Origin of the sequence: Achromobacter sp. (assembly GCF_032102605.1) — a bacterium.
Lineage (GTDB): Bacteria > Pseudomonadota > Gammaproteobacteria > Burkholderiales > Burkholderiaceae_B > Achromobacter.
Genome location: NZ_DAMDGT010000001.1, coordinates 283,187 through 303,109 on the forward strand (window position 1 = coordinate 283,187; position 19,923 = coordinate 303,109).

Below are 19,923 nucleotides of genomic sequence, written 5' to 3' on the forward strand. Positions count from 1 at the left end.
TCATTCCCGTTCTCCTGGCGCGGGCCTGCGCAGATGCCAGCGCGTGGCGGCCTGGAACGCGGTGCCCAGGCGCAACAACGTGGTCTCATCCAGATGGGCCCCCACCAGTTGCAGGCCCATCGGCATGCCGGCGTCGCACTGGCCGGCCGGCAGCGTCAGGCAGGGATGCCCCGTCATGTCGAATACGCATGTATAGCGTTGCAGCGCCGCGATCAACCCGGGCTGATCGCCCAGCGTGCTGATGGCGCGCAACGTCAGTGGCGGCATGGGTTGCACGGGCGCCAGCAGCGCGTCGATGCCGGTGAACAGGGCATCGACCTTTCCGCGTAGGACCATGCGGCGCAGCAGGAGGCGCTGATAGTCCAGGCCGGACAAGGCGTGGCCCGCATCGAGCACCGACGCCAGCACCGGGCCGTACTCCGAGCGGCGGGCAGGGTAGGTGTCCGCATGCGCCACCGCGGCCTCCACCGCGCAGTTCGGCGCCCAGTCGCGAACCGCCTGTTCGCCCTCGGCAATGGGAAAACGCACCGGGACCAGCGTCGCGCCCAGCTCCTGGAATGTCTGCGCGGCGGCCTCAAGCATGCCTTGGGTCTGTGCGTCCACGTCCGTAAGGTTCCAGCCGGGGTCGATGCCGATCCGCAGGCCGTGGACGGAGCCGACGGCCAGTTCTGCGTAGCGCGGCACCGGCGCCTGCAAGGTGGTCGGGTCCAGAGGGTCGGCGCCCGCCATGGCTTCCAGCATGACGGCCGCGTCGCGCGCGCTGCGCGCGATGACGCCGATGTGATCCAGCGAGGCCGCCAGTTCCACCGTGCCATGCCGGCTGACGCGGCCCCAGGTCGGCTTGATGCCGGTCAGTCCGGTGGCGGCGCAAGGCCAGCGGATCGATCCGCCGGTATCGGACGCCGTCGCCGCAAAACAGAGGCCAGCCGCAGTCGCCACGGCGGAGCCGCTGGACGAGATGCCGGTCCAGTAGTCCGCGTTCCACGGATTGCGCGGGGGCTGGACGGCGGGATGATGGTCGGAGTACGCCCCTTCCGTCATCTGCAACTGCCCCAGCAGCACTGCGCCCGCGTCGCGCAAGCGCCTGACGACGGTGGCGTCATATTCCGCGGGCGCGCCGCGCAGGATGGTCGTGCCAGCCGCCGCCGGTACGCCTTTCCGTCGGCACAGGTCCTTCAGCGCTATCGGAACGCCGTGTAGCGGGCCACGGTAGCGCCCGCCGCGTATCTCCGTTTCGGCGGCCTGCGCCGCTCGCAGCGCCGACGCCGCCGTTACGCAGGCATAGCTGCGCAGAGCGCCGTCCCGGACCTCGATGCGCCGCAGCTGGGCGCGTGTGATCTCCACGGGCGAGAGAGCGCCGGATCGGATCAGCGCGGCGACTTGAGTCAGGTCCCGATCCAGGATTGCGTCTGCGGTGGGGGCTTCGAGCTTGATGTAATCCATATAGTTAAACTATTCTTTTTGAAACTGGATTCCTTGAGATGGCCCAAAATTAACGGGATATATAAGATTCCACAAACCCGGTTTTCTATCTTGATTAGATTAGAAAAACTATATTGAAACGTTGCGGAAACCCAGCCTCGTGACCTCGCCAAGACTACCGCCGCTCAATGCGCTGCGCGCCTTCGACGCCGCCGCCCGCCACCAGTCCATGAAGACTGCGGCGGAAGAACTGTGCGTGACGCCCGGCGCGGTCAGCCAGTTGATCAAGACGCTGGAGCAGCATCTGGGCGTGCCGCTCTTCGTACGCGTGAACCGGGGCATCCTGCTGACGGACGCCGGCAAGAATTACCTGCCGCCTATCCGCAATGCGTTTCGCCAGATACTGGAGGCCTCGGTCCGCGTCGCGGCGCCTCCGGCAAGCCGTGTGCTTACCGTGGGCACCACTGCCTTCTTCGCATCGGCCTGGCTGATCCCTCGCCTGAACGACTTCCATGCGCGCCACCCCGATATCGACCTGCAGATCGTGACCGGCAATGCGTTGACGGATTTCAATCGCGACGGCGTGGACATCGCCATCCGGCACGGGCTGGGCCGCTACCCGGGCTTGCAGAGCGAACACCTGTTGACGGTGGAAGTCGTGCCGGTCGCGTCGGCCAGCCTGGTCGCTACGCTGGGCCTGCCCGGCGGCGCGCGGGACCTGCTGCGCTGGCCACGCGTGCACGACGAAGGCCGCAAGGGCTGGCAGCTCTGGTTCGCGGCGCAGGGCGTGGAGGACGCGGGCATGCCCAGGGGACCGGCCTTCGACGATGGCAGTCTGCTTCTGAAGGCGGTCGCGGCCGGGCAGGGCATGGGTCTGCTGCCGGCGGCAATGGTTGAAGACGAACTTGCGGCGGGGCGGCTGGTCCGGCTGGCGGACGACGCCTGGCTGGAGGAATTCGGCTACTACCTGGTGTGGCCGGGCAGGGGGCCGATGAAGGACAAGGTCAGGGCCTTGCGCGACTGGCTGCGGGCGCGCGGCGCCTGAACAGGTCTAGGCCGCCATCAGCGCCGCGGCCTTGTGCGCCAGTTCCGCGACACCGAAGCTGGTCGCCAGGACATGGGCGTCCAGGTCGGCCAGCGGCACCCAGCGGGCGTCACGCGCATCGTCGCCCGCCACCGGCTCGCCGGACTGCCAGCGGCACAGCACGGCGATCAGGATGAAGTGGCGGCGCAGCGCGCCCGTGTCGTCGCGGTCGAACACGTCGACCGCATCGAACACGCGCAGCGGCTGGGCGGTGACGCCGGTTTCCTCCAACAGTTCCCGCGCGGCGGCGTCCTCGATCCGCTCGCCGGCGTCGATCTTGCCGCCCGGGAAGGCCCAGCGGTCCTGGTCCGGGGGATTGGCGCGGCGCACCAGCAGCACCTGGCCGTCGCGCACGACGGCGGCGATGGTGGCGGCGATGGGGCGTGGGGCGGGCGTGGTCATGCGGGTCTCCTGCGGCAGTCTGGCGTCCTGGAAGGATACGCTGGCTCGGTCACACCTCTTCGATGCGTTGGGTGGGCGCAAACGGCGACCCCAGGCCAAGCAGCGCGTAAACGCGTTCGGTGATCCGCTGGCGCGGGGTCGGCCTGCCCATGCGCCAACGCGTGTCGAGCCAGAGCAGGGGCAGGGCAAAGCCCAGCCACACCAGCAGGAACATTCCCAGGATGAAGATCGCCAGTTCGGGGAAATCGCCCAGCGACGCGTCGGGGTCCGGAAACCAGGCCAGGCCGACAAAGAACAGCCACGCCGCAAGCAGCAGCGCGCCGATCATCTTGAGCATGGACGCTCGCTGGCCCATGCCGACCCCGACCGGGGTGTCCTTGCCCAGGCGCCCGCGGAATCGCAGGTGGCACATGTAGTTGCGCCCGTCCTCGAGATTGCGCAGCGCATAGACGACGTGCGGTTCTCCGGGAGCAGGGTCGGCGTCGACCACCATTTCGACCTGGTCATCCTGAGCCAGGAACGGCCGCCGACTGCCCAGCGATTCGTCCACGGTCATCACGAAGCTCCGGCCCTGGATCGAAAAGCGATAGTGGCCGTAGGTGGGACCCTTGTGCACATGCCGTGTTTCGTGAGAGATGCCGTCCAGGCGGCCGCGGATCCGCAGGAGGGGGGGATCGCCGTCTTCGCGCAGCGCTTCCGGCTCCAGCCGGGTCGGCGGCGGTGGCGGTGCGGCTGACGGGCCAGCGGGCGGCCGCCTGGGATCGAACAGCGCCTCGATCTCCTGGATGCGCGGCCGATCGCGTCGGTTGCACCATAGCGCGTGCAAGGCGTAGCCGGCCAGGATCAACGCTGTCAGGGCCACGACCAGCGAGAACATCATCAGGAACATCCGCAGCATGGTCGCCAGGCCGAACAGCCACGCAGCTCCCAGCGCCGCCAGCCCCACCGCGCCGCAGATGGCGGCCTGGCGTCCGTTGCGCCGTTGCGCCGTCTGGTAAGTGGTCGGGGGAATGGGATCGCCGTGCGCCGGCACGGCCCAGCAGAAGCGGTTCTGTCCGTGCTCGACCTCCAGGACGCCGACGCGAACGGGAGCGCCATCGACGTGGCAGGCCCGAAGCCGGGCGATGTGCGATGTGTCCAGGTCCACACCCCATACCGCGTCGGCGCCGATGCGCAGGAAGACGTCTTTGCAGTTCACGGGAATCGCAAGCCGGATCTGGGTGATCTTGCCTTCGATGATGCGAGCAGACGGTTGCGGCATGCTGGAGCGTCGAATCCAAACCCGCAAGGATAACGCGGCGGGCTTGCCGCCCGCCGCGTCCGCGCTACTTCTTCACCAGCGGGCAGGTTGACCGGGACAGCGGCATGAAGGCCTGGTCGCCCGGCAGCGTCGCCACCAGCTTGTAGTAATCCCACGGCCGCTTGGATTCCGACGGCTTCTTCACTTCAAACAGGTACATGTCATGCACCATGCGGCCGTCCTCGCGGATGCGGCCGTTCGTCGCGAAGAAGTCGTTGATGGGCGTGGCTTTCATCTGTTTCATGACAGCCGCGGGCTCGTCCGTGCCCGCCGCCTGCACCGCCTTCAGATAGTGCATCACCGACGAATACGTGCCCGCCTGGCTCATGTTGGGCATTTTCTTCAGCTTGTCGAAGTAGCGCTGCGACCAGGCGCGGGTCTGGTCGTTCATGTCCCAGTAGAAGGCTTCCGTCAGCGTCAGGCCGGCGGCCGCGTCCAGGCCGATGGCGTGGATGTCGTTGATGTACAGGAGCAGGCCCGCCATCTTCTGCCCGCCTTTTGTCAGGCCGAATTCGCTGGCCGCCTTGATGGCGTTGACGGTGTCGCCGCCCGCGTTGGCCAGGCCTACGATCTGCGCCTTGCTGGCCTGCGCCTGCAGCAGGTAGGACGCAAAGTCGCTGGAGCCCAGCGGGTGGCGCGACGCGCCCAGCACCGTGCCGCCGTTGGCTTTCACGACGTCGGTGGCCGAGGCCTGCAGCGTGTGGCCGAAGGCGTAGTCGGCCGTCAGGAAGTACCAGCTCTTGCCGCCTTGCTCGACGGTTGCGCGCGCCGTGGTGTTGGCCAGCGACCAGGTGTCGTAGGTGTAGTGCACCGAATACGGCGAGCATAGGTCGTTGGTGATGCGTTCGGTGCCGGGGCCGCTGAAGACGACGATCTTCTTCTTTTCCCGCGCCACTTCCAGCACGGCCAACGCGGGCGCCGAGCCCGCGACGTCCATGATGGCGTCCACCTTCTGGGTGTCGTACCACTCGCGCGCCTTGGCCGCGGCGATGTCGGCCTTGTTTTGGTGGTCCACCACCAGCAGGTCCACCTTCTTGCCCAGCACCGTGCCGCCGAAGTCGGCGATCGCCATTTCGGCGGCGGCGGCGCTGCCTTTGCCCGTGACGTCGGCGTAGACGCCGCTCATGTCCAGGATCAGGCCCAGGCGGACCACGTCGTCGGAGATGGCGGGCGAGGGCGTCTGCGCCTGCGCGCCTGCTCCCGCGGCCAGGGCCGCCGTGGCGAAAAGTCGAACGAGGGTGCTGCGGCACTGCAATGAAATCCGGGTCTTGTCGGCATGTCTCATGGTTGTCTCCCTGTATGCCGGATTCTTGTCGGATGCTGCGGGCGCGTGTCTTGTCTGTTCTGTTCTGGCTGCTGCGCCCTGTTTGATATCGGACGGCGGCGATTGACGTGTGTGGGCGGTGGGCTCCTTGGTGGGGTCGGGGTTCAACGGCTGCTGAGCAGGTCGAATTCCATCCGCACCTTGCGGAACGGAAACTCCAGCCGCGCGAAATACACCACGCGGCCGTCGATGCAGGCATAGCGGCGCAGTTCGGCCACGGGCGAGGACACCGGAATCTGCAGCGATTCCGCCGACTCCTGGCCCGCTTCGATCACGTTCAGCACCTGGCGCGCCTCGGAGATGCGCGCGCCATAGAATTGGTCCAGCACCGGCGCTACCGTACTTTTCTGGATGCGAGTCCGGTGCTTGCGAAAGAGGCCGCTGTCCAGGAAGACCTCGCTATAGCAAAAAGGCCCGGTGTCGGTGGTGTGGACGCGCCGCAGGTACTGGAAGCTGCCGCTGCGGTCCGCGCCGCAGGGCATGCCCAGCGTGTCCGGCAGCGGAGAATCCGCGCTGGATTCCACCAGCGACACCGTGCCAAGCTGGTTGCTGAGTTCGACGGTTTCGGCCCAGGTCTTCGGAATGAGCAGCGTGGGCGTTTCGGGCAGCTCGGCGTTGACGAAGGTGCCCGACCCGCGGGAACGCCGGATCAGGCCGTCTTCTTCCAGCAGGCCGAAGGCCTGGCGGATGGTCGCGCGCGAGATGCCGTAGGTCTCCATCAGCGATTCCAGCGGCGGGATCTGCTGTCCGGGCCGCCACGTCCGATTCTGGATGTGGCTGCGGAACAGCGCGGCCGCCTGCAGGTAAAGCGGTTGGGGACTGCGCGAAAAGAGTTTGCGGGCGGGCATGGGGGACGAAGGCTAGGACGACGAACCCGAGAGCATAGCGTCCGCCATCTCGCGCAGGCGATGCTTCTGGATCTTGACCGAATTGGCGCTTTCGACTGACGGAAAGGCGTCCAGCACGGTGAAGCCGGCAGGCGCCTTGAATCCCGCCATCGCGGCCTTGCAGGCGGCGGTCCAACCGGCCGGATCGGCTTCTGCGCCCGGGTGCAGCAGCACGAAGGCGTAGGGCACGATCTTGCCGTTGCGCGTGGCGCCCACCACCTGGCAGGCGCGCACGCCGGGCAGGCTTTCGACAACCTGCTCGATCTCCACCGGATTGACCAGAAAGCCGGACAGTCGCAGCGAATCTCCCATGCGGGTCTGGAACACGAACTGGCGTGGTGTCAGCGTGTAGCCCAGGTCCCCGGTCTTGAAGTAGCCGTCTTCGGTCACGGCGGCGCGCGTGGCCTCGGGATTGTCCAGATAGCCCTGCATCAGGCTGGGCGACAGGATCTCGATTTCGCCGGATTGCCCGTGCGGCAGGATCTGGCCGGTCTCGGGATCGCGGGCGCGCACGCGCGCCGCGGGATAGATCAGCGTGCCGCCGGGCTGGTGGCGGGCCGACACGTCTCCGTCCGTGGCATCGCGCGGCTGGCCGGCGACCAGCGCGATCAGCTCGCTGGAACCATACAGGCCGGTCAGCGGAACGCCGGCCGCGCGGGCCAGGTCCAGCATGTTGTCCAGCGCAGGGGTGAAACTGGCGAAGCCGAACAGCCGGACGGACGCAAAGGTTTCTGGCGGCGCGTCCTGCATCATGCCCACCAGGGCCTCGTTGTTGGCATACGTGTGCGTCACGGCGTGGCGGGCGACGGCCGCCGCCGATTCCGCCGCGTTGAACACGGGGGCGCAGACGACGGGCACGCCGCGCGCCAGTCCCCCGACCAGCGTCGCGAATCCGAAGGCGCCACAGAACGGCGCGCTGGCCAGCACGCAGGCGTCGTCGTCATAGCCGAACGCCTGCGCCACCGCTGCGCCATGGCGCAGCAGGGTCTGCTGGTCGTGCAGGACGAACTTGGGCTTGGACGTGGTGCCGGATGTGGTGAAGCACAGCACGCCGGCATTGCCTTGGGCCGGCGGCGGCGCGTCGGGGCAGGCCATCAGGGCGTCATACCGGTGCACGGGTTTGCCATGCACGGACGCCGGGGCGGACTCCTGCGCGTCGGACAGCGCGACCGCGCCTTGCAGGCGGTCCAGGTCAGCCGGCGCCACGCCGTCCAGGATGCCCTGGAAATCGATGCCCTTGAAACCCGGCCAATACACCAGCCAGTCGGCGCGGCCGCGGCCAAGGATGTCGGCCACTTCCAGCGCCCGGAAGCGCGTGTTGACGGCCAGCACCAGCGCGCCCAGGTGGGCGCAGGCCAGGAAGGATTCCACCCAGGCCGCGCAGTTCGGCAGCCACACCGCGACGCGGTGGCCGGGGCGCACGCCCATGCTGGCCAGGCCCGCGGCCAGGGCCCGGCTGCGCGCGCGCAACTCGGCGATGCTGATGGACGTGTCCTGGTCGATCAGCGCGGCGGCGTCCGGGCGGCGCAAGACCAGCGCGTCCAGGTGTTCGGAAAACGTCGAGTACGGCAGCGTCATGGCTTACACCGTGGCGATGGGCGTCACGGGGGAACCTACCGCGCCGGGCATGCGCAAGGGCGGGGCTGTCAACAGGAAGCGGTTGCGCCCATGTTCGTGCAGCCAATCGGCCAGGTCCTTCAGATACCAGAGCTCGGCAAGCGGCACGCCCAGTTTGAAGAGGCAGTGGTGATGCAGCGGCAGGATCGAGTGTCCCGTGCCGGAGGTGCGTGCCGGGTAGGACTCCACGGCGTAGTTGTCCGCGCAGATCGCGGCGATGCCGGATCGGGTGATCCAGTCCAGCAGCGCGGGATCGGCGCCGTCCAGCACCGCGCCCGTCTGTTCCAGTTGATGCGGGTCGGGGTTGCCGTCCATGGCGACGACCACTTCGGCGAAGCCGGTGCGCAGCACCAGCATGTCGCCGGATTCGAGCACGACGTTCTGGTCGTGCATCGCGGCCTGCAGCTTGTCGTGGTTTACCAGCGTGCGGCCGGGGCCGAACGCCCGCTCCAGGTCCACCAGCACGCCGCGGCCCTGCATGCCCTTTTCGGCGTAGCGGCTGACGCTGAGCTTGCGCGCGAAGGAGCCGCCCGGCGGGCAGCAGGCTTGCGCGGAGGTGTCGGGGTCGGCGCCGCCGAAGACGTCGACGCCGGCGGCGTAGCCGTTGTAGTAGACGCGGCGCGCCTGGCCGTCGCCCTGGATGTCGAACATGGCGCCGACGTGGCACAGCCCGTCCCACTGCGTGGAGTACTGCATCGACAGCGTCACCTGGTCATCGGACAGCACGTCGACGGCCTCGGGCTGCACCTGCGACATCGCAAAGTTCAGGTAGGGGGTGCCTTCGCGGAACGTGGGCTTGAGCGTGGGCGCATGGCGGCGCGGATTCAGCACGTTGCCGCCCGGCAGGTCCAGCGGCAGCGACAGGCAGAACACCTTGCCGGCGCGGACTTCGCGCACGGCCTGCAAGACCTTTTCCTCGGTCAGCAGGTTCAGGCGGCCCAGTTCGTCGTCCGGGCCGAAATCGCCCCAGGTGGATCCTTCGGGCCGTTGCGTCCAGCGTTTCATCTGCTTGTCTCCTGTCGGTTTTCTATGTTCTTATGAATATAGTACGTATTTACGTACTTTAAAAAGAAATCCGCACTCAGCGGGTTCGATAGGAGACAAGACCATGACGCAATTGCCGCATCCGCGCGCCGGCTGGCGCATCGCCTTTGCCGCGCTGGCCGTTCTGGCGCTGCCTGCCGCTCACGCCGCGGGTTATCCCGATCATCCTGTCACGGTCGTCGTGCCGTATCCGCCGGGCGGCGGCGCCGACCTGTTTGGCCGCGCCATCGCCAATGCGCTACAACCGGGGCTGAAGCAGACCGTGCTGGTCGAGAACAAGCCCGGCGCGGGCGGCAACATTGGCATGGCTTACGTGGCCCGCGCCAAGGCCGACGGCTACACGCTGGGGCTGGGCACGATCGGCACGCAGACGATCAACCAGTTTCTCTACAGCAACATGGCGTTCGACCCCGAGCACGACCTGGTGCCGATCGCGCTGGTGTCCACCACGCCCAACGTCATCGCGGTCAGCGCGAAGTCGCCCTACAAGACGGTGGCGGACGTGATCAAGGCGGCCAAGCAGTCGCCGGACAAGAAGCTGACCTACGCGTCGCCCGGCATCGGTTCGTCGGTGCACCTGACGGGCGCGTATTTCGAGGCCATGGCGGGCGTGACGATGCTGCACGTGCCGTTCAAGGGAACGTCCGCGTCCCTGCCCGCGGTGGCGGGCGGCCAGGTCGACTTGCTGTTCGACAACCTGCCGGGCGCGCTGGCGCAGATCAAGGACGGCAACCTGGTGCGCGGCGTGGCCGTGACCTCGGCCGCGCGCGATCCGTCGGTGCCCGACCTGCCAACCGTCGCCGAATCCGGCCTGCCCGGGTTCGACGTCACCGCCTGGTTTGCGCTGTACGCGCCGCGCAACACGCCGGCGCCGGTGGTCGAGCAGTTGATCGCCGCCGCCCGCAGCGGCCTGCAGACGCAAGCCATCGCCACCAATTTCGCCACCATGGGCGCCAAGCCGGGCACGCTGTTCGGCGCGGACCTGGCCGCCTTCGAGGCGGCCGAGCGCAAGAAGTGGGGCGGCCTAATCAAGGACAAAGGAATCACTGCGCAATGAACACGCCCACCGCTCTTGTCACCGGCGGCAGCCGGGGTATCGGCCGCGCCATCGTCGCGCGGCTGCTGGAAGATGGCTACCAGGTCGTCAACTTCAGCCGCACGGCGCCCGATGCGCTGCTGCCCGGCGAGACCTTCCGGTCTGTCGACCTGGGCGACGCAACCGCGACCATCGCCGCAGCCCGCGAACTAGCCGCCGAGCGGCCCGTGCTGAACCTGGTGAACAACGCCGGGATGATCCAGGTCGCCAACATCGAAGACGTCACGCAAGAGGAACTGGCGCGCACGATGGCGCTGAACCTGACGGCGCCCATCCTGCTGCTGCAGGCGCTGCTGCCCGGCATGCGCCAGGCGAAGTACGGGCGCGTGGTCAACATCGGCAGCCGCGCGGCGCTGGGCAAGGGCGGCCGGACGGTCTACGGCGCGTCCAAGGCCGGGCTGGCCGGCATGACCCGCACCTGGGCGTTGGAGCTGGCGGGCGACGGCATCACGGTGAACACCGTGGCGCCCGGGCCGGTGGCGACCGAGCTGTTCAATCAATCCAACCCGCCGGGCGCGCCCCGGACGCGGGCGCTGGAGGCGTCGATCCCCGTGGGCCGGGTCGGCTCGCCGGACGAGGTAGCCCATACGGTCGCCATGTTCCTGGATCCGCGAGCGGGTTTCGTGACGGGGCAGTTGCTGTACGTGTGCGGCGGGATGTCGGTGGGGCTGACGGGGTAGCCGCGGCGCGGGCGCCGGCCGATGGCCCGGTCGGGCGCGGGGCGTCAGCGCTGGGCGTCCCGGCCGCGCTACGGCCGGCTTCGCTTCAGCGGGCCGACGTGGTTTTCGACCGCCTTTCGACCAAGCTTGCCGGCGCCTTCCAGCGCGCCGGCCCGCTCCTCGCGCAGGCGGCGCAGCACTTCGGTGGGCGCCACGCCGAAGTGCGCGGCGAACTTGCGCTGGAAGGTGCGGCGCGACATGTGGCAGGCGTCCGCCATCTCGTCCACCGACCAGCGCGCCGACAGCCGCGCTTCCATCTTTTCAACGAGTTCCCGAAAGGGCGCGGCCACGCGGTCCTGCAGGCGCAGGGTCTGGCTGTACTGGCGCTGGTCGCCGTTGCGGCGCATGAAGACGACCAGGCGCCGGGCCACCTGCTGGGACAACGCCGCGCCAAAGTCGCGTTCGATCAGCGCCAGGGCCAGGTCGATGCCCGCGGTGACGCCCGCCGAGGTCCAGTATTTGGCGCTTTCGATGTAGATCCGGTCGTCCTCCACCAGCAGCGCCGGATACATCTGGCGCAGCCGGTCCGCCGAGCGCCAGTGGGTGGTGACGGCGCGGCCATCCAGCAGGCCGGCGGCAGCCAGCACGAACGCACCGGTGCAGACGCTACAGGTGCGCCGGGTGCCGGCGTCGCGGCGGCGCAGCCAGGCGCGCGTTTCGCCATGGGCCGACGCGCGGTCCACGCCCGGTCCGCCGGGCACCATCAGCATGTCGATGGGCGCGTCGCCGTCTTCCTCGAATGTGCCGTCCACCTGCATCCGCAGCCCCTGTTCCCATGTGGCGACGACCGGCGTGGCCGCGATCGTCTTCAACTGGTAGAGCGGGCGGCCCGCTTCTTCGTTGGCGGAACTGAAGGCCTGCCACGGGCCGGCCAGGTCCAGCGGCTGGAAACCGTCGTACAGGACGAACACCACGCGGCGGGGCGCATTTGGCGCGTTCCGGGCGCATTCTGGCGCGCCGTGGCCGGCGCTAGCGCCTATGCTGGGCATTGGCGTTTTCAAGGGAGCATCGTCATGCATGTGAATTTCGTGTTGTTCGAAGGACTGACCCAGCTGGACATGACCGGGCCGTACGAAGTGCTGGCGAACGCGCCGGGCTTCACCGTGGATTTTGTCGCAAAAACGCTGGATCCGGTGCGTTGCGATCGCGGCTTGCGCTTTATGCCCACGCAGACGCTGGAGTCTGCCGCGCCTTGCGATCTGCTGGTGGTGCCAGGCGGCCCGGGCACGGATGATGCCATCGTCGATCCCGATTGGGTGGCCTTCACGCGGCGGCAGGGCCTGGGCGCGAAATACCTCTTCGGCATCTGCACGGGCTCGTTGCTGCTGGGCGCGGCGGGGCTGCTGCGCGGCAAGCGGGCGTCCAGCCACTGGCGGGCTCGCGAGCTGCTTGCGCGTTTCGGCGCGACGCCGACCGAAGAGCGCCTGTGCGTGGACGGCAACGTCTTCACGGCAGGCGGCGTGACATCAGGCATCGACATGGGATTGAAGGTCGTGGCGGCGCTGTGCGGCGAGGACGTCGCCAAGCTGATCCAGTTGCAGATCGAATACGACCCGAAGCCGCCATTTCACGGTGGCACCCCGCGGACGTCTGAGCCGGCGATTGTGGAGCGCTACCTGGCGATGTCCCAGGCGCGCTTCGAACGCCGCAGCGCGGCCGTGGACCGGGCGGCCGCCGCCATGCCCTGACGGCAGGTGGCGTTACCGGCCCAGATGATCCAGCGGCAGCGGACTCTGCGGCTTGACGGTCTGGATGGCGAAGTTGCTGCGGATGTCCTTCACGCCCGGCAGCTTGAGCAAGGTGTGCAGCAGGAAGTGTTCGTACCCCCGCAGGTCGGGCACCACCACCTGCAGAAGGAAGTCGGATTCGCCGGACACCAGGTGGGCGGCGATCACTTCCGGCAGGGCGCTGACCTCCTTGCGGAACAGCTCGGCATCCCGTTCGTGGTGCCGTTCGACTTTGACGCCCACGAACACCGTCAGTCCCAGGCCGACCTCGTGCGGATCAAGTCGCGCTTCGTAGCCCTGGATGACGCCGGCTTCTTCCATCATCCGCACCCGCCGCAAGCAGGGCGAGGGTGACAGGCCGATCTGCTCGGCCAGTTCCACGTTCGTCAGCCGGCCGTTCTTCTGCAGGGCCTCCAGAATGCGGCGGTCGTAGGCGTCGAGTTCGCGTTTTGGCATGAAATTAATGGGATGTAGTGGTGATTGGTGAGTCGTGCCAAGGATGGTAGTTCAATTGGCAGGATACGCAAGCACATGCCACGCCCATTTCCCTAGAATCTCGCCATTGAAATCTTGGCGAAGGGGCGGGACATGGCCGACATGGCGTTGTTTCTGGGCGCGTTGCTCATTGTGTACGTGGTGCCCGGGCCGGACATGATCCTGCTGCTGGAAACCGGCCTGCTGCGCGGCCGCGGGCAGGCGCTGGCCGTCGCGGCGGGCCTGGCGATTGCGCGGGCGGCGCACGTGACGCTGGCGGCGCTTGGCCTGGCGGCCTTGTTCAAGACGCATCCGTGGGCATTCGACGCGGCCCGCACGGTGGGCGGCTGCTATCTCGTGTGGCTGGGCGTGCGCCTGCTGCGCGCGCCGCCTTCCGTTCCGGCGCTGGCGGGCGACGCCGCGGTGCGGCACGCCGGCTGGGGACCGGCGCTGATGAGCGGCGTGCTGACCAACGTGCTCAATCCAAAGGCCTTGCTGTTCTGCTCGGTGCTGTTGCCGCAGTTCGTGTCGCCCGAGCGCGGTCCCATCGGCCAGCAGTTCGCCGTGCTGGGCGTCATCCTGGTCGGATTGGGATTGACCTTCGACGTGCTGTGCGCGCTGGCGGGAGGTGCAGTGGGCCGCTGGATGGCGGCCAGCCCGCGCGCGCAGAAGATCCAGGGCATCGTGTTCGGCACCGCGCTGATCGGCTTCGGCCTGCGCCTGACCTTCGCCCAGCGCCCGGGCTGAAAGCCGGTCGGCGGCTTTCGCAGAAAAAAAGGGCCCGACGCGTTTTAACGCCGGGCCCTTCCGCGTCAGGGGCTTCCACGCCGGGCGCTTCCACGCCGGGCGTTTCCTCGCCGGGCGCTTCCGCACCGGACGTGTCCACGCCGGCCCCTCCCACATCCCCGCCGGTCTTACTTGCCGAAGGCGAACGACGACTCGTCGACCTCCTGCGTCTTGGCGGGCGGCGGCGCCGCGCCGTCCTCCAGCAGTTCCGCAGGGCTCAGTCCCTTGGTCAGCTCCAGGGCCTGACGCTCGAACAGCCGCCGGTACAAGCCGCCTTTCAGGCGGATCAGCGCATCGTGGCTGCCTTCCTCGATGACGCGGCCATGCTCCATCACCAGCAGGCGGTCCAGCGCGCGCACCGTCGACAGGCGGTGCGCCACCACCAGCGTCGTGCGGCCTTCCATCAGGCGGTCCATCGCGCGCTGGATCAGCACCTCGCTTTCGCTGTCCAGGCTGGACGTGGCTTCGTCCAGGATCAGGATCGGCGCGTCCGCCAGGAAGGCCCGCGCGATCGCCACGCGCTGGCGCTCGCCGCCCGACAGCTTCACGCCGCGTTCGCCCACCAGCGTGTCATAGCCCTTGGGCAGCGACATGATGAAATCATGCGCGCTGGCCAGCCGGGCGGCCTGCTCGATCTCGGCCTGCGTGGCGCCGGGGCGCGCGTAGGCGATGTTCTCCGCCAGCGTCCGGTGGAACAGCACCGGTTCCTGCTGAACGATGGCGATCTGGCTGCGCAGGGATGCCTGCGCAGCCAGGGCGATGTCCTGCCCGTCGATGGTGATGCGGCCGCCGTCCACGTCGTACAGGCGCTGGATCAGCTTGATGAACGTCGTCTTGCCGGATCCCGAATGGCCCACCAGGCCGACCCGTTCTCCGGGCGCGATGCGCACGGAGAATCTGTCGTACAGCGGCGTGTCGTGCGATCCGTAGCGGAAAGTCACGTCCTCGAACCGGATCTCGCCCGCCGTCACCACGATGGCGCCGGCTCCGGGACGGTCTTCCACGCCCAGCGGCTGCTTTTCCAGCGCCACCAGTTCTTCCATGTCGTTGACCGAGCGCTGCAGGTTGCGGATGTGCATACCCACGTCGCGCAGATAGCCCTGCAGAATGAAGAACATCGTCAGCGTGAACGTGATGTCGCCCACGGTGGCCTGCCCGCGCGACCACAGCAGCAGCGATACGCCCAGGATGGCGGCCTGCATGACCACCAGCATCACGCCCTGGATACCGCCGTTCAGCGTGCCGCGGATCCAGGTGCGCCGCGTGCGGCGGCGCCATTTGTCGATCACGCGGTCCAGGCGCGCTTCTTCGCGCGTTTCGGCGCCGAATGCCTTGACCACCGCGTTGCAGCTTACAGCGTCGGCCAGCGCGCCGCCCATGCGCGTGTCCCAGGCGTTGCCCAGGCGCGCGGCGGGCGCCACGTAGCCCAGCGACAACGCCGCCGTGACCGCGATGTACAGCACCGAGCCCAGGCCGACCACCAGCCCCATCAACGGCCAATGCGCGCCCAGCAGGGCGGTGGCGCCAACCAGCATCACGACGGACGGCAGCAACGCCACCAGCAGCGTGTCGTTCAGCAGGTCCACCGCCCACATGCCGCGCGTGATCTTGCGCACCGTGGATCCGGCGAAGCTGTTGGCGTGCCAGTCGGTGGAAAAGCGCTGCACGCGGTAGAACGCGTTGGACGCGATGCCGTTCATCATCTTCAGCGTGAAAGTGATGATGTTCTGGAACACGGCCTGGCGCAGCAAAGTGCCCGCCACGCCCAGCGCCACCAGCAGCCAGAATGCGGTGATGGCGGCGTTCCAGGCCACCTGTTCGCCGGCCGCGCCCGACGCCACGGCGTCGACCAGTCGACCGGCATACATCGGGGTCAGCACGTCGGCCACCGCGGACAACAGCGCCAGCGCCGCGATGACCAGGATGCGCAGGGGTTGCCGGCCCCAGTGGCGAAAGGTAAAGCCCAGGACATCCTTGAAGGCCTGTCCTCGAAAGTCGATTTTTTTTCTAGCCATTGCAATGACCTGGCGCCACAAGAACGCCAGGATCCTTGTGAGGAAAGAGGGGAAAACACGCCATGAGCCTGTCGGGCGCCGGCAACTGCGTTCAGGGGTTCAGATGGACGCGGCGGACCCGTCGCCAGATAGCAGACTGGCGATGGGGCCGCGCGGGCGACGACTTAATGGCGTCGCGGGGACACGCGCGGGACGGCGTTCGGCATGGGGTACATCATGCGGCCTCCCTGTCGGTGGGTGAGGTGAAAAATGGAATGGGCACAGGCCCGAATTGCCGATTCTATCGAAGCGATGTAGGCGAATCAACGGGCCGTGCCGAAGGGACGGAGCAAGCTGTCGGTTTTTTTCAACGCGATGCGGTGTCGGGCAGGGATGCCGATGCTGCGGCCGCATAGCCGCCCTGGTGGCTGGCCAGGCGCGCGTAGACGCCTTGCTTGCGCAGCAGTTGGTCATGCGTGCCGGCCTCGGCCAGCGTGCCGCGGTCCAGCACCAGGATCAGGTCGGCATCGCGGATGGTGGACAGGCGGTGCGCGATGACGAGCGTGGTGCGGTGGCGCATCAGCACGTCCAGCGCCCCGCGGACCTGCATTTCCGACAGGGTGTCCAGGTGCGACGTGGCTTCGTCCAGGATCAGCACCGGCGCGTTCTTCAGGAAGGCGCGCGCGATGGAAATGCGCTGGCGCTGGCCGCCCGACAGCTGCATGCCGCGTTCACCCACGCGCGTCGCCAGCCCGTCGGGCAGGCTCTTCACGAAGTCCGCCAGCGCGGCCTGTTCCAGCGCGCGCGCCAGGTCCTCGCGCGTGGCCTCGGGCCGTGCCAGCCGGATGTTGCCTTCCAGCGTGTCGTTGAACAGATAGGTGTCCTGCGTGACCAGCGCGACACGCTCGCGCAATCCATCAAGCCGCAACCGGCGCACATCGACCCCGTCCAGCTTCACCGCGCCCTGGCGCGGATCCCAGAAGCGCAGCAGCAGGCTGGCGACGGTGCTCTTGCCGGCCCCCGAGGCGCCCACGATCGCCACGGTGGCGCCCGCGGGCGCGGTAAAGCTCAGGTCGCGCAAGGTGTCTTCGTGCTTGCCGGGATAGGCGAAGCTCACATGCTCGAACGCCAGCGATAGACCGTTCGCGGCCACCGGGGCGGGCAGGGGGCCGTCGACGACCGGCTCGGGCTCGTTGGCGACCACGTGCAGCCGGCGCGTGGCGGCGATGGTGTCGGCCAGTTGCCGGCTGACCTGCGAAATTTCCGACACGGGCAGGAACGTCGCCAGCGCAATCAGCACCAGCAGCGGCAGCATGCCGGCCGACAGCGCGCCGGCTTGCACTTGCAATGCGCCCACGACGGCGACGGCCAAACCGCCCAGGCCCATCGCGGTCTCGAACCAGGCGGTCTGGCGGGAGAGGTCGCGCAGGATGTCCAGGCGGCGCACGCGGTAGCGGTCCGCCACCTTCAGGAACTGATCGCGACGGCGGCCGGTGGCCTGGAATGCGGTCAGGTCGGCCAGGCCCTGGATGGTGTCGGTGGTGTGGGCGCTCATCTCGCCCAGCGCTTCGCGCGCCTTGTCTCCCAACGCGTCGACGCGGCGCCGGCCGCGCACGGGCGAGACCAGCGCATAGCCCAGGAAGGGCAGCAGCGCCAGCGCGACGGGCCAGCTATAGAAGCCCAGGAAGCCCAGCACGGACAGCGGCACCAGGACCGACACGATGGCCGGTGCAATGGTGTGGGCGTAGAAATATTCGACCATCTCCACGTCCTGCGTGGCCAGCGCGACCAGATCGCCGGAGCGGCGCTGCAGCAGATAGGCGGGCGCCAGGCGTTCGAGCTTGTCGTAAAGCTTGACGCGCATGTCGGCCAGCAGCTGGTAGGCCATGGCGTGCGCCAACCAGGACTCCAGCCAGTGGAACAGCGCGGCCAGCGGCGCCGCGATCAGCAGGCCTGCGACCAGGGCCGACGTATCGCGCCCGTCGCGGATGGCTGCGACGATCAGCGCGCTGAACACGCCCACGCCGATGAAGGCGGCGACGCGCGCCACGCCCAGCAGAATGGTGGAGACCAGCGTGCCGCGCCATGGCCGCACCACCGACAGCAGGGTGCCCAGCGTGGCCCGCCAACCCACCTGTTCGGCGTCGGCGTCCAGAGGGCGCAGCGCGGGGCCTTGCCCGCCGCTGCCGTCCGGGACGGTGGTCGGGCCGCCGTTTCCGGCTTGCGCAGCGGGTGCGCCCGCATCGGGACGCTGAAGCGGATGCTGATGCGCCGCCGCCTGTTCGTGCATCAGCCGGTAGTACAGCCCGTGCTGGCGCATCAGTTCGGCGTGGGGACCGGCCTCAGCCACGCGGCCCTGGTCAAGCACCAGGATGCGGTCGGCGCCGATCACGCTGGCCAGCCGGTGCGCAAGGATGAGCGTCGTGCGGCCCGCCATCAGACGGTCCAGCGCCTGCTGTATCAGCGCTTCGTTCTCCGTATCCACCGACGACAGCGCTTCGTCCAGGATCAGGATGGGCGCATCGCGCAGCAGGGCGCGGGCGATGGCCACGCGTTGGCGCTGGCCGCCCGACAATTGCAGCCCGCGTTCGCCGATGCGCGTGGCGTAGCCGTCCGGCAGCGCCATGATGAAGTCGTCGATGTTGGCGGCGCGCGCCGCGGCACGGACTTGCTCGTGCGTCGCGTCCGGCCGGCCCAGCCGCAGGTTGTCGTCGATGGAGCCGTGGAACAGCGTGATGTCCTGGCTGACGAGCGCGATGTGGGAAAGCAGCGCCTGGGTGTCGAGCGTGTTCACATCCTGGCCGCCGACGCGGATCACGCCCGTCTGCGGCACGCATTCGCGCAGCAGCAGGCGGACGATGGTGGACTTGCCCGCGCCGCTGGCGCCGACCACGCCGACGCGTTCGCCGGCCGCGATGTTGAAGGCCAGCCCGCGATGGGCGGGACGTTCGGGCGTGTAGGAAAATCCAACGTCGTCGAATTCGATGGTGGGCGCCAGAGCCGCGGGCGCAGTGCTTGCGGCGCGCGTATCGGGCGCGGGCGTCAGCGGCTGGGCGTCCATCAAGGCGTGGATGCTGGCGGCGGCCGATTGGCCCAGCATGCCCCGGTGCAGCACGGCGCGCAGGTCGCGCAGCGGGCGGAAGATTTCCGTGCCGGCCATCAGCACGATCAGCAGGGCTTCGACGCTCATGTCGCCAGCGGCCACGCGCCAGGCGCCCAGCGTCAGCGCCAGCGCCGCACCCAGCGCCACGCCCAGGTCGCTGATGCCGCGCGTCAGCAGGCTGACCGACAGCACCCAGAACGTGTTGTCCGACAGGCTGCGGGCGCGGGCGGCCAGCCGCTTGCCCCAGGCCTTGCCCTGGCCATAGGACTTGAGGGTGGGCAGCCCCTGCACGGCGTCCAGGAAGTCTTCCCCGAAATCGTTCAGCGAACGCGAACGCGCCAGGCTGGCGCGGCGGTCCAGCATGTGCACCGCCATCGGACCAAACAGCGCGAACAGGGCGGCGGCGAGGAAGACCAGGGCGGTCGGCACGTCCCAGAAGGCAATGACGGCGAATATCGCAAAGGGCGCGGCGGCGGCGATGGCCACCTGCGGCAGGTACTGTCCGAAGAAGGTCTGCAATTGCTCGACCCCGTCGACGACGGTCAGCATGATGCCGCCGGTGCGCTGGTTGGCGAACCAGGCGGGGCCCAGTGTCACGATGCGGTCGTACAGGCGGGCGCGCAGGGTCCGCTGGATGGCGGCGGACGTGCGATTGGCCTGCACGGTGCGCCAGTGGTCAAAGCCGGCCCGCAACACGACCATGGCCGCCACGCATACCGCGGGCACCAGCCAGTCCTGCCATGGCGCGCCGTCGAACACACGGCCCAGCAGCTGGCCCAGGAACACATAGCGGGCAATGCCGGCCGCCAGGGCCAGCAATCCCAGGAATATGCCGCCCGCCATGCCGGCGCGCAGGCCCAGCGTCAGCCGCCAGAGACGTGAATCGAAATACATAGCGTGACTCCCTACAGAGCCTGCATGGTCCCCGATCCCGTCCGCCAGCG

General features: G+C 68.4%; 16 protein-coding genes. 5 read left to right on the forward strand and 11 right to left on the reverse strand.

What is annotated here, in order from left to right:
* Complete coding sequence (locus tag RT614_RS01350) at window positions 1-1,443, reverse strand: amidase (protein WP_313619750.1); 1,443 nt, start codon at window positions 1,441-1,443, stop codon at window positions 1-3.
* Between the two features lie 139 nt (window positions 1,444-1,582).
* Here RT614_RS01350 and gcvA point away from each other — a divergent pair, with 139 nt between their 5' ends.
* Window positions 1,583-2,467 carry a transcriptional regulator GcvA gene (gcvA, locus tag RT614_RS01355; protein WP_313619751.1) on the forward strand — a complete coding sequence of 295 codons (885 nt, stop codon included), beginning with the start codon at window positions 1,583-1,585 and terminating at the stop codon, window positions 2,465-2,467.
* 6 nt (window positions 2,468-2,473) lie between these two features.
* Here the strand turns inward: gcvA and RT614_RS01360 are convergent, their stop codons facing one another.
* The 6 genes from RT614_RS01360 to RT614_RS01385 form a co-directional block, all read right to left on the reverse strand.
* Window positions 2,474-2,908: an NUDIX hydrolase gene (locus RT614_RS01360; RefSeq protein WP_313619752.1), complete on the reverse strand. Its 435-nt coding sequence runs from the start codon at window positions 2,906-2,908 to the stop codon at window positions 2,474-2,476.
* A gap of 49 nt (window positions 2,909-2,957) precedes the next feature.
* Window positions 2,958-4,169, reverse strand: coding sequence for a hypothetical protein (locus tag RT614_RS01365; protein WP_313619753.1), 1,212 nt, complete (start codon window positions 4,167-4,169; stop codon window positions 2,958-2,960).
* 64 nt (window positions 4,170-4,233) lie between these two features.
* Window positions 4,234-5,493, reverse strand: coding sequence for an ABC transporter substrate-binding protein (locus RT614_RS01370; RefSeq protein ID WP_313619754.1), 1,260 nt, complete (start codon window positions 5,491-5,493; stop codon window positions 4,234-4,236).
* A gap of 143 nt (window positions 5,494-5,636) precedes the next feature.
* A complete protein-coding gene (locus tag RT614_RS01375; protein WP_313619755.1) occupies window positions 5,637-6,380 on the reverse strand; it encodes a GntR family transcriptional regulator in 744 nt (247 codons plus the stop codon).
* 12 nt (window positions 6,381-6,392) lie between these two features.
* On the reverse strand, window positions 6,393-7,997 hold the full coding sequence (locus tag RT614_RS01380) for an AMP-binding protein (RefSeq protein WP_313619756.1): 1,605 nt from the start codon (window positions 7,995-7,997) through the stop codon (window positions 6,393-6,395).
* Between the two features lie 3 nt (window positions 7,998-8,000).
* Window positions 8,001-9,041 carry a cyclase family protein gene (locus tag RT614_RS01385; protein ID WP_313619757.1) on the reverse strand — a complete coding sequence of 347 codons (1,041 nt, stop codon included), beginning with the start codon at window positions 9,039-9,041 and terminating at the stop codon, window positions 8,001-8,003.
* A gap of 103 nt (window positions 9,042-9,144) precedes the next feature.
* Here RT614_RS01385 and RT614_RS01390 point away from each other — a divergent pair, with 103 nt between their 5' ends.
* Together RT614_RS01390 and RT614_RS01395 are read left to right on the forward strand one after the other, a co-directional pair.
* Entirely contained in the window at window positions 9,145-10,137 is a 993-nt protein-coding gene (locus tag RT614_RS01390) for a tripartite tricarboxylate transporter substrate binding protein (protein ID WP_313619759.1), read from the forward strand.
* Window positions 10,134-10,856, forward strand: coding sequence for an SDR family oxidoreductase (locus RT614_RS01395; RefSeq protein WP_313619760.1), 723 nt, complete (start codon window positions 10,134-10,136; stop codon window positions 10,854-10,856). Before RT614_RS01390 ends, RT614_RS01395 begins: the two co-directional genes overlap by 4 nt.
* A gap of 68 nt (window positions 10,857-10,924) precedes the next feature.
* On the opposite strand, the gene RT614_RS01400 is transcribed toward RT614_RS01395, so the two are convergent.
* Complete coding sequence (locus tag RT614_RS01400; RefSeq protein ID WP_313620627.1) at window positions 10,925-11,809, reverse strand: GlxA family transcriptional regulator; 885 nt, start codon at window positions 11,807-11,809, stop codon at window positions 10,925-10,927.
* Window positions 11,810-11,908: 99 nt separating this feature from the next.
* Between RT614_RS01400 and RT614_RS01405 the strand changes: the two genes are divergently transcribed.
* Window positions 11,909-12,583, forward strand: a complete 675-nt coding sequence (locus RT614_RS01405) for a DJ-1/PfpI family protein (RefSeq protein WP_313619761.1) — start codon at window positions 11,909-11,911, stop codon at window positions 12,581-12,583.
* A gap of 12 nt (window positions 12,584-12,595) precedes the next feature.
* On the opposite strand, the gene RT614_RS01410 is transcribed toward RT614_RS01405, so the two are convergent.
* Complete coding sequence (locus RT614_RS01410; RefSeq protein WP_313619762.1) at window positions 12,596-13,078, reverse strand: Lrp/AsnC family transcriptional regulator; 483 nt, start codon at window positions 13,076-13,078, stop codon at window positions 12,596-12,598.
* A gap of 132 nt (window positions 13,079-13,210) precedes the next feature.
* On the opposite strand from RT614_RS01410, the gene RT614_RS01415 reads away from it, so the two are divergent.
* Entirely contained in the window at window positions 13,211-13,843 is a 633-nt protein-coding gene (locus RT614_RS01415) for a LysE family translocator (RefSeq protein WP_313619763.1), read from the forward strand.
* 167 nt (window positions 13,844-14,010) lie between these two features.
* Here RT614_RS01415 and RT614_RS01420 read toward each other — a convergent pair whose 3' ends face one another.
* The gene (locus tag RT614_RS01420) at window positions 14,011-15,897 is read right to left on the reverse strand and encodes an ABC transporter ATP-binding protein (protein WP_313619765.1); all 1,887 of its coding nucleotides are present in this window, start codon (window positions 15,895-15,897) and stop codon (window positions 14,011-14,013) included.
* Window positions 15,898-16,243: 346 nt separating this feature from the next.
* Window positions 16,244-19,873, reverse strand: a complete 3,630-nt coding sequence (locus tag RT614_RS01425; RefSeq protein WP_313619766.1) for an ABC transporter ATP-binding protein — start codon at window positions 19,871-19,873, stop codon at window positions 16,244-16,246.
* Window positions 19,874-19,923 lie beyond the last annotated feature (50 nt).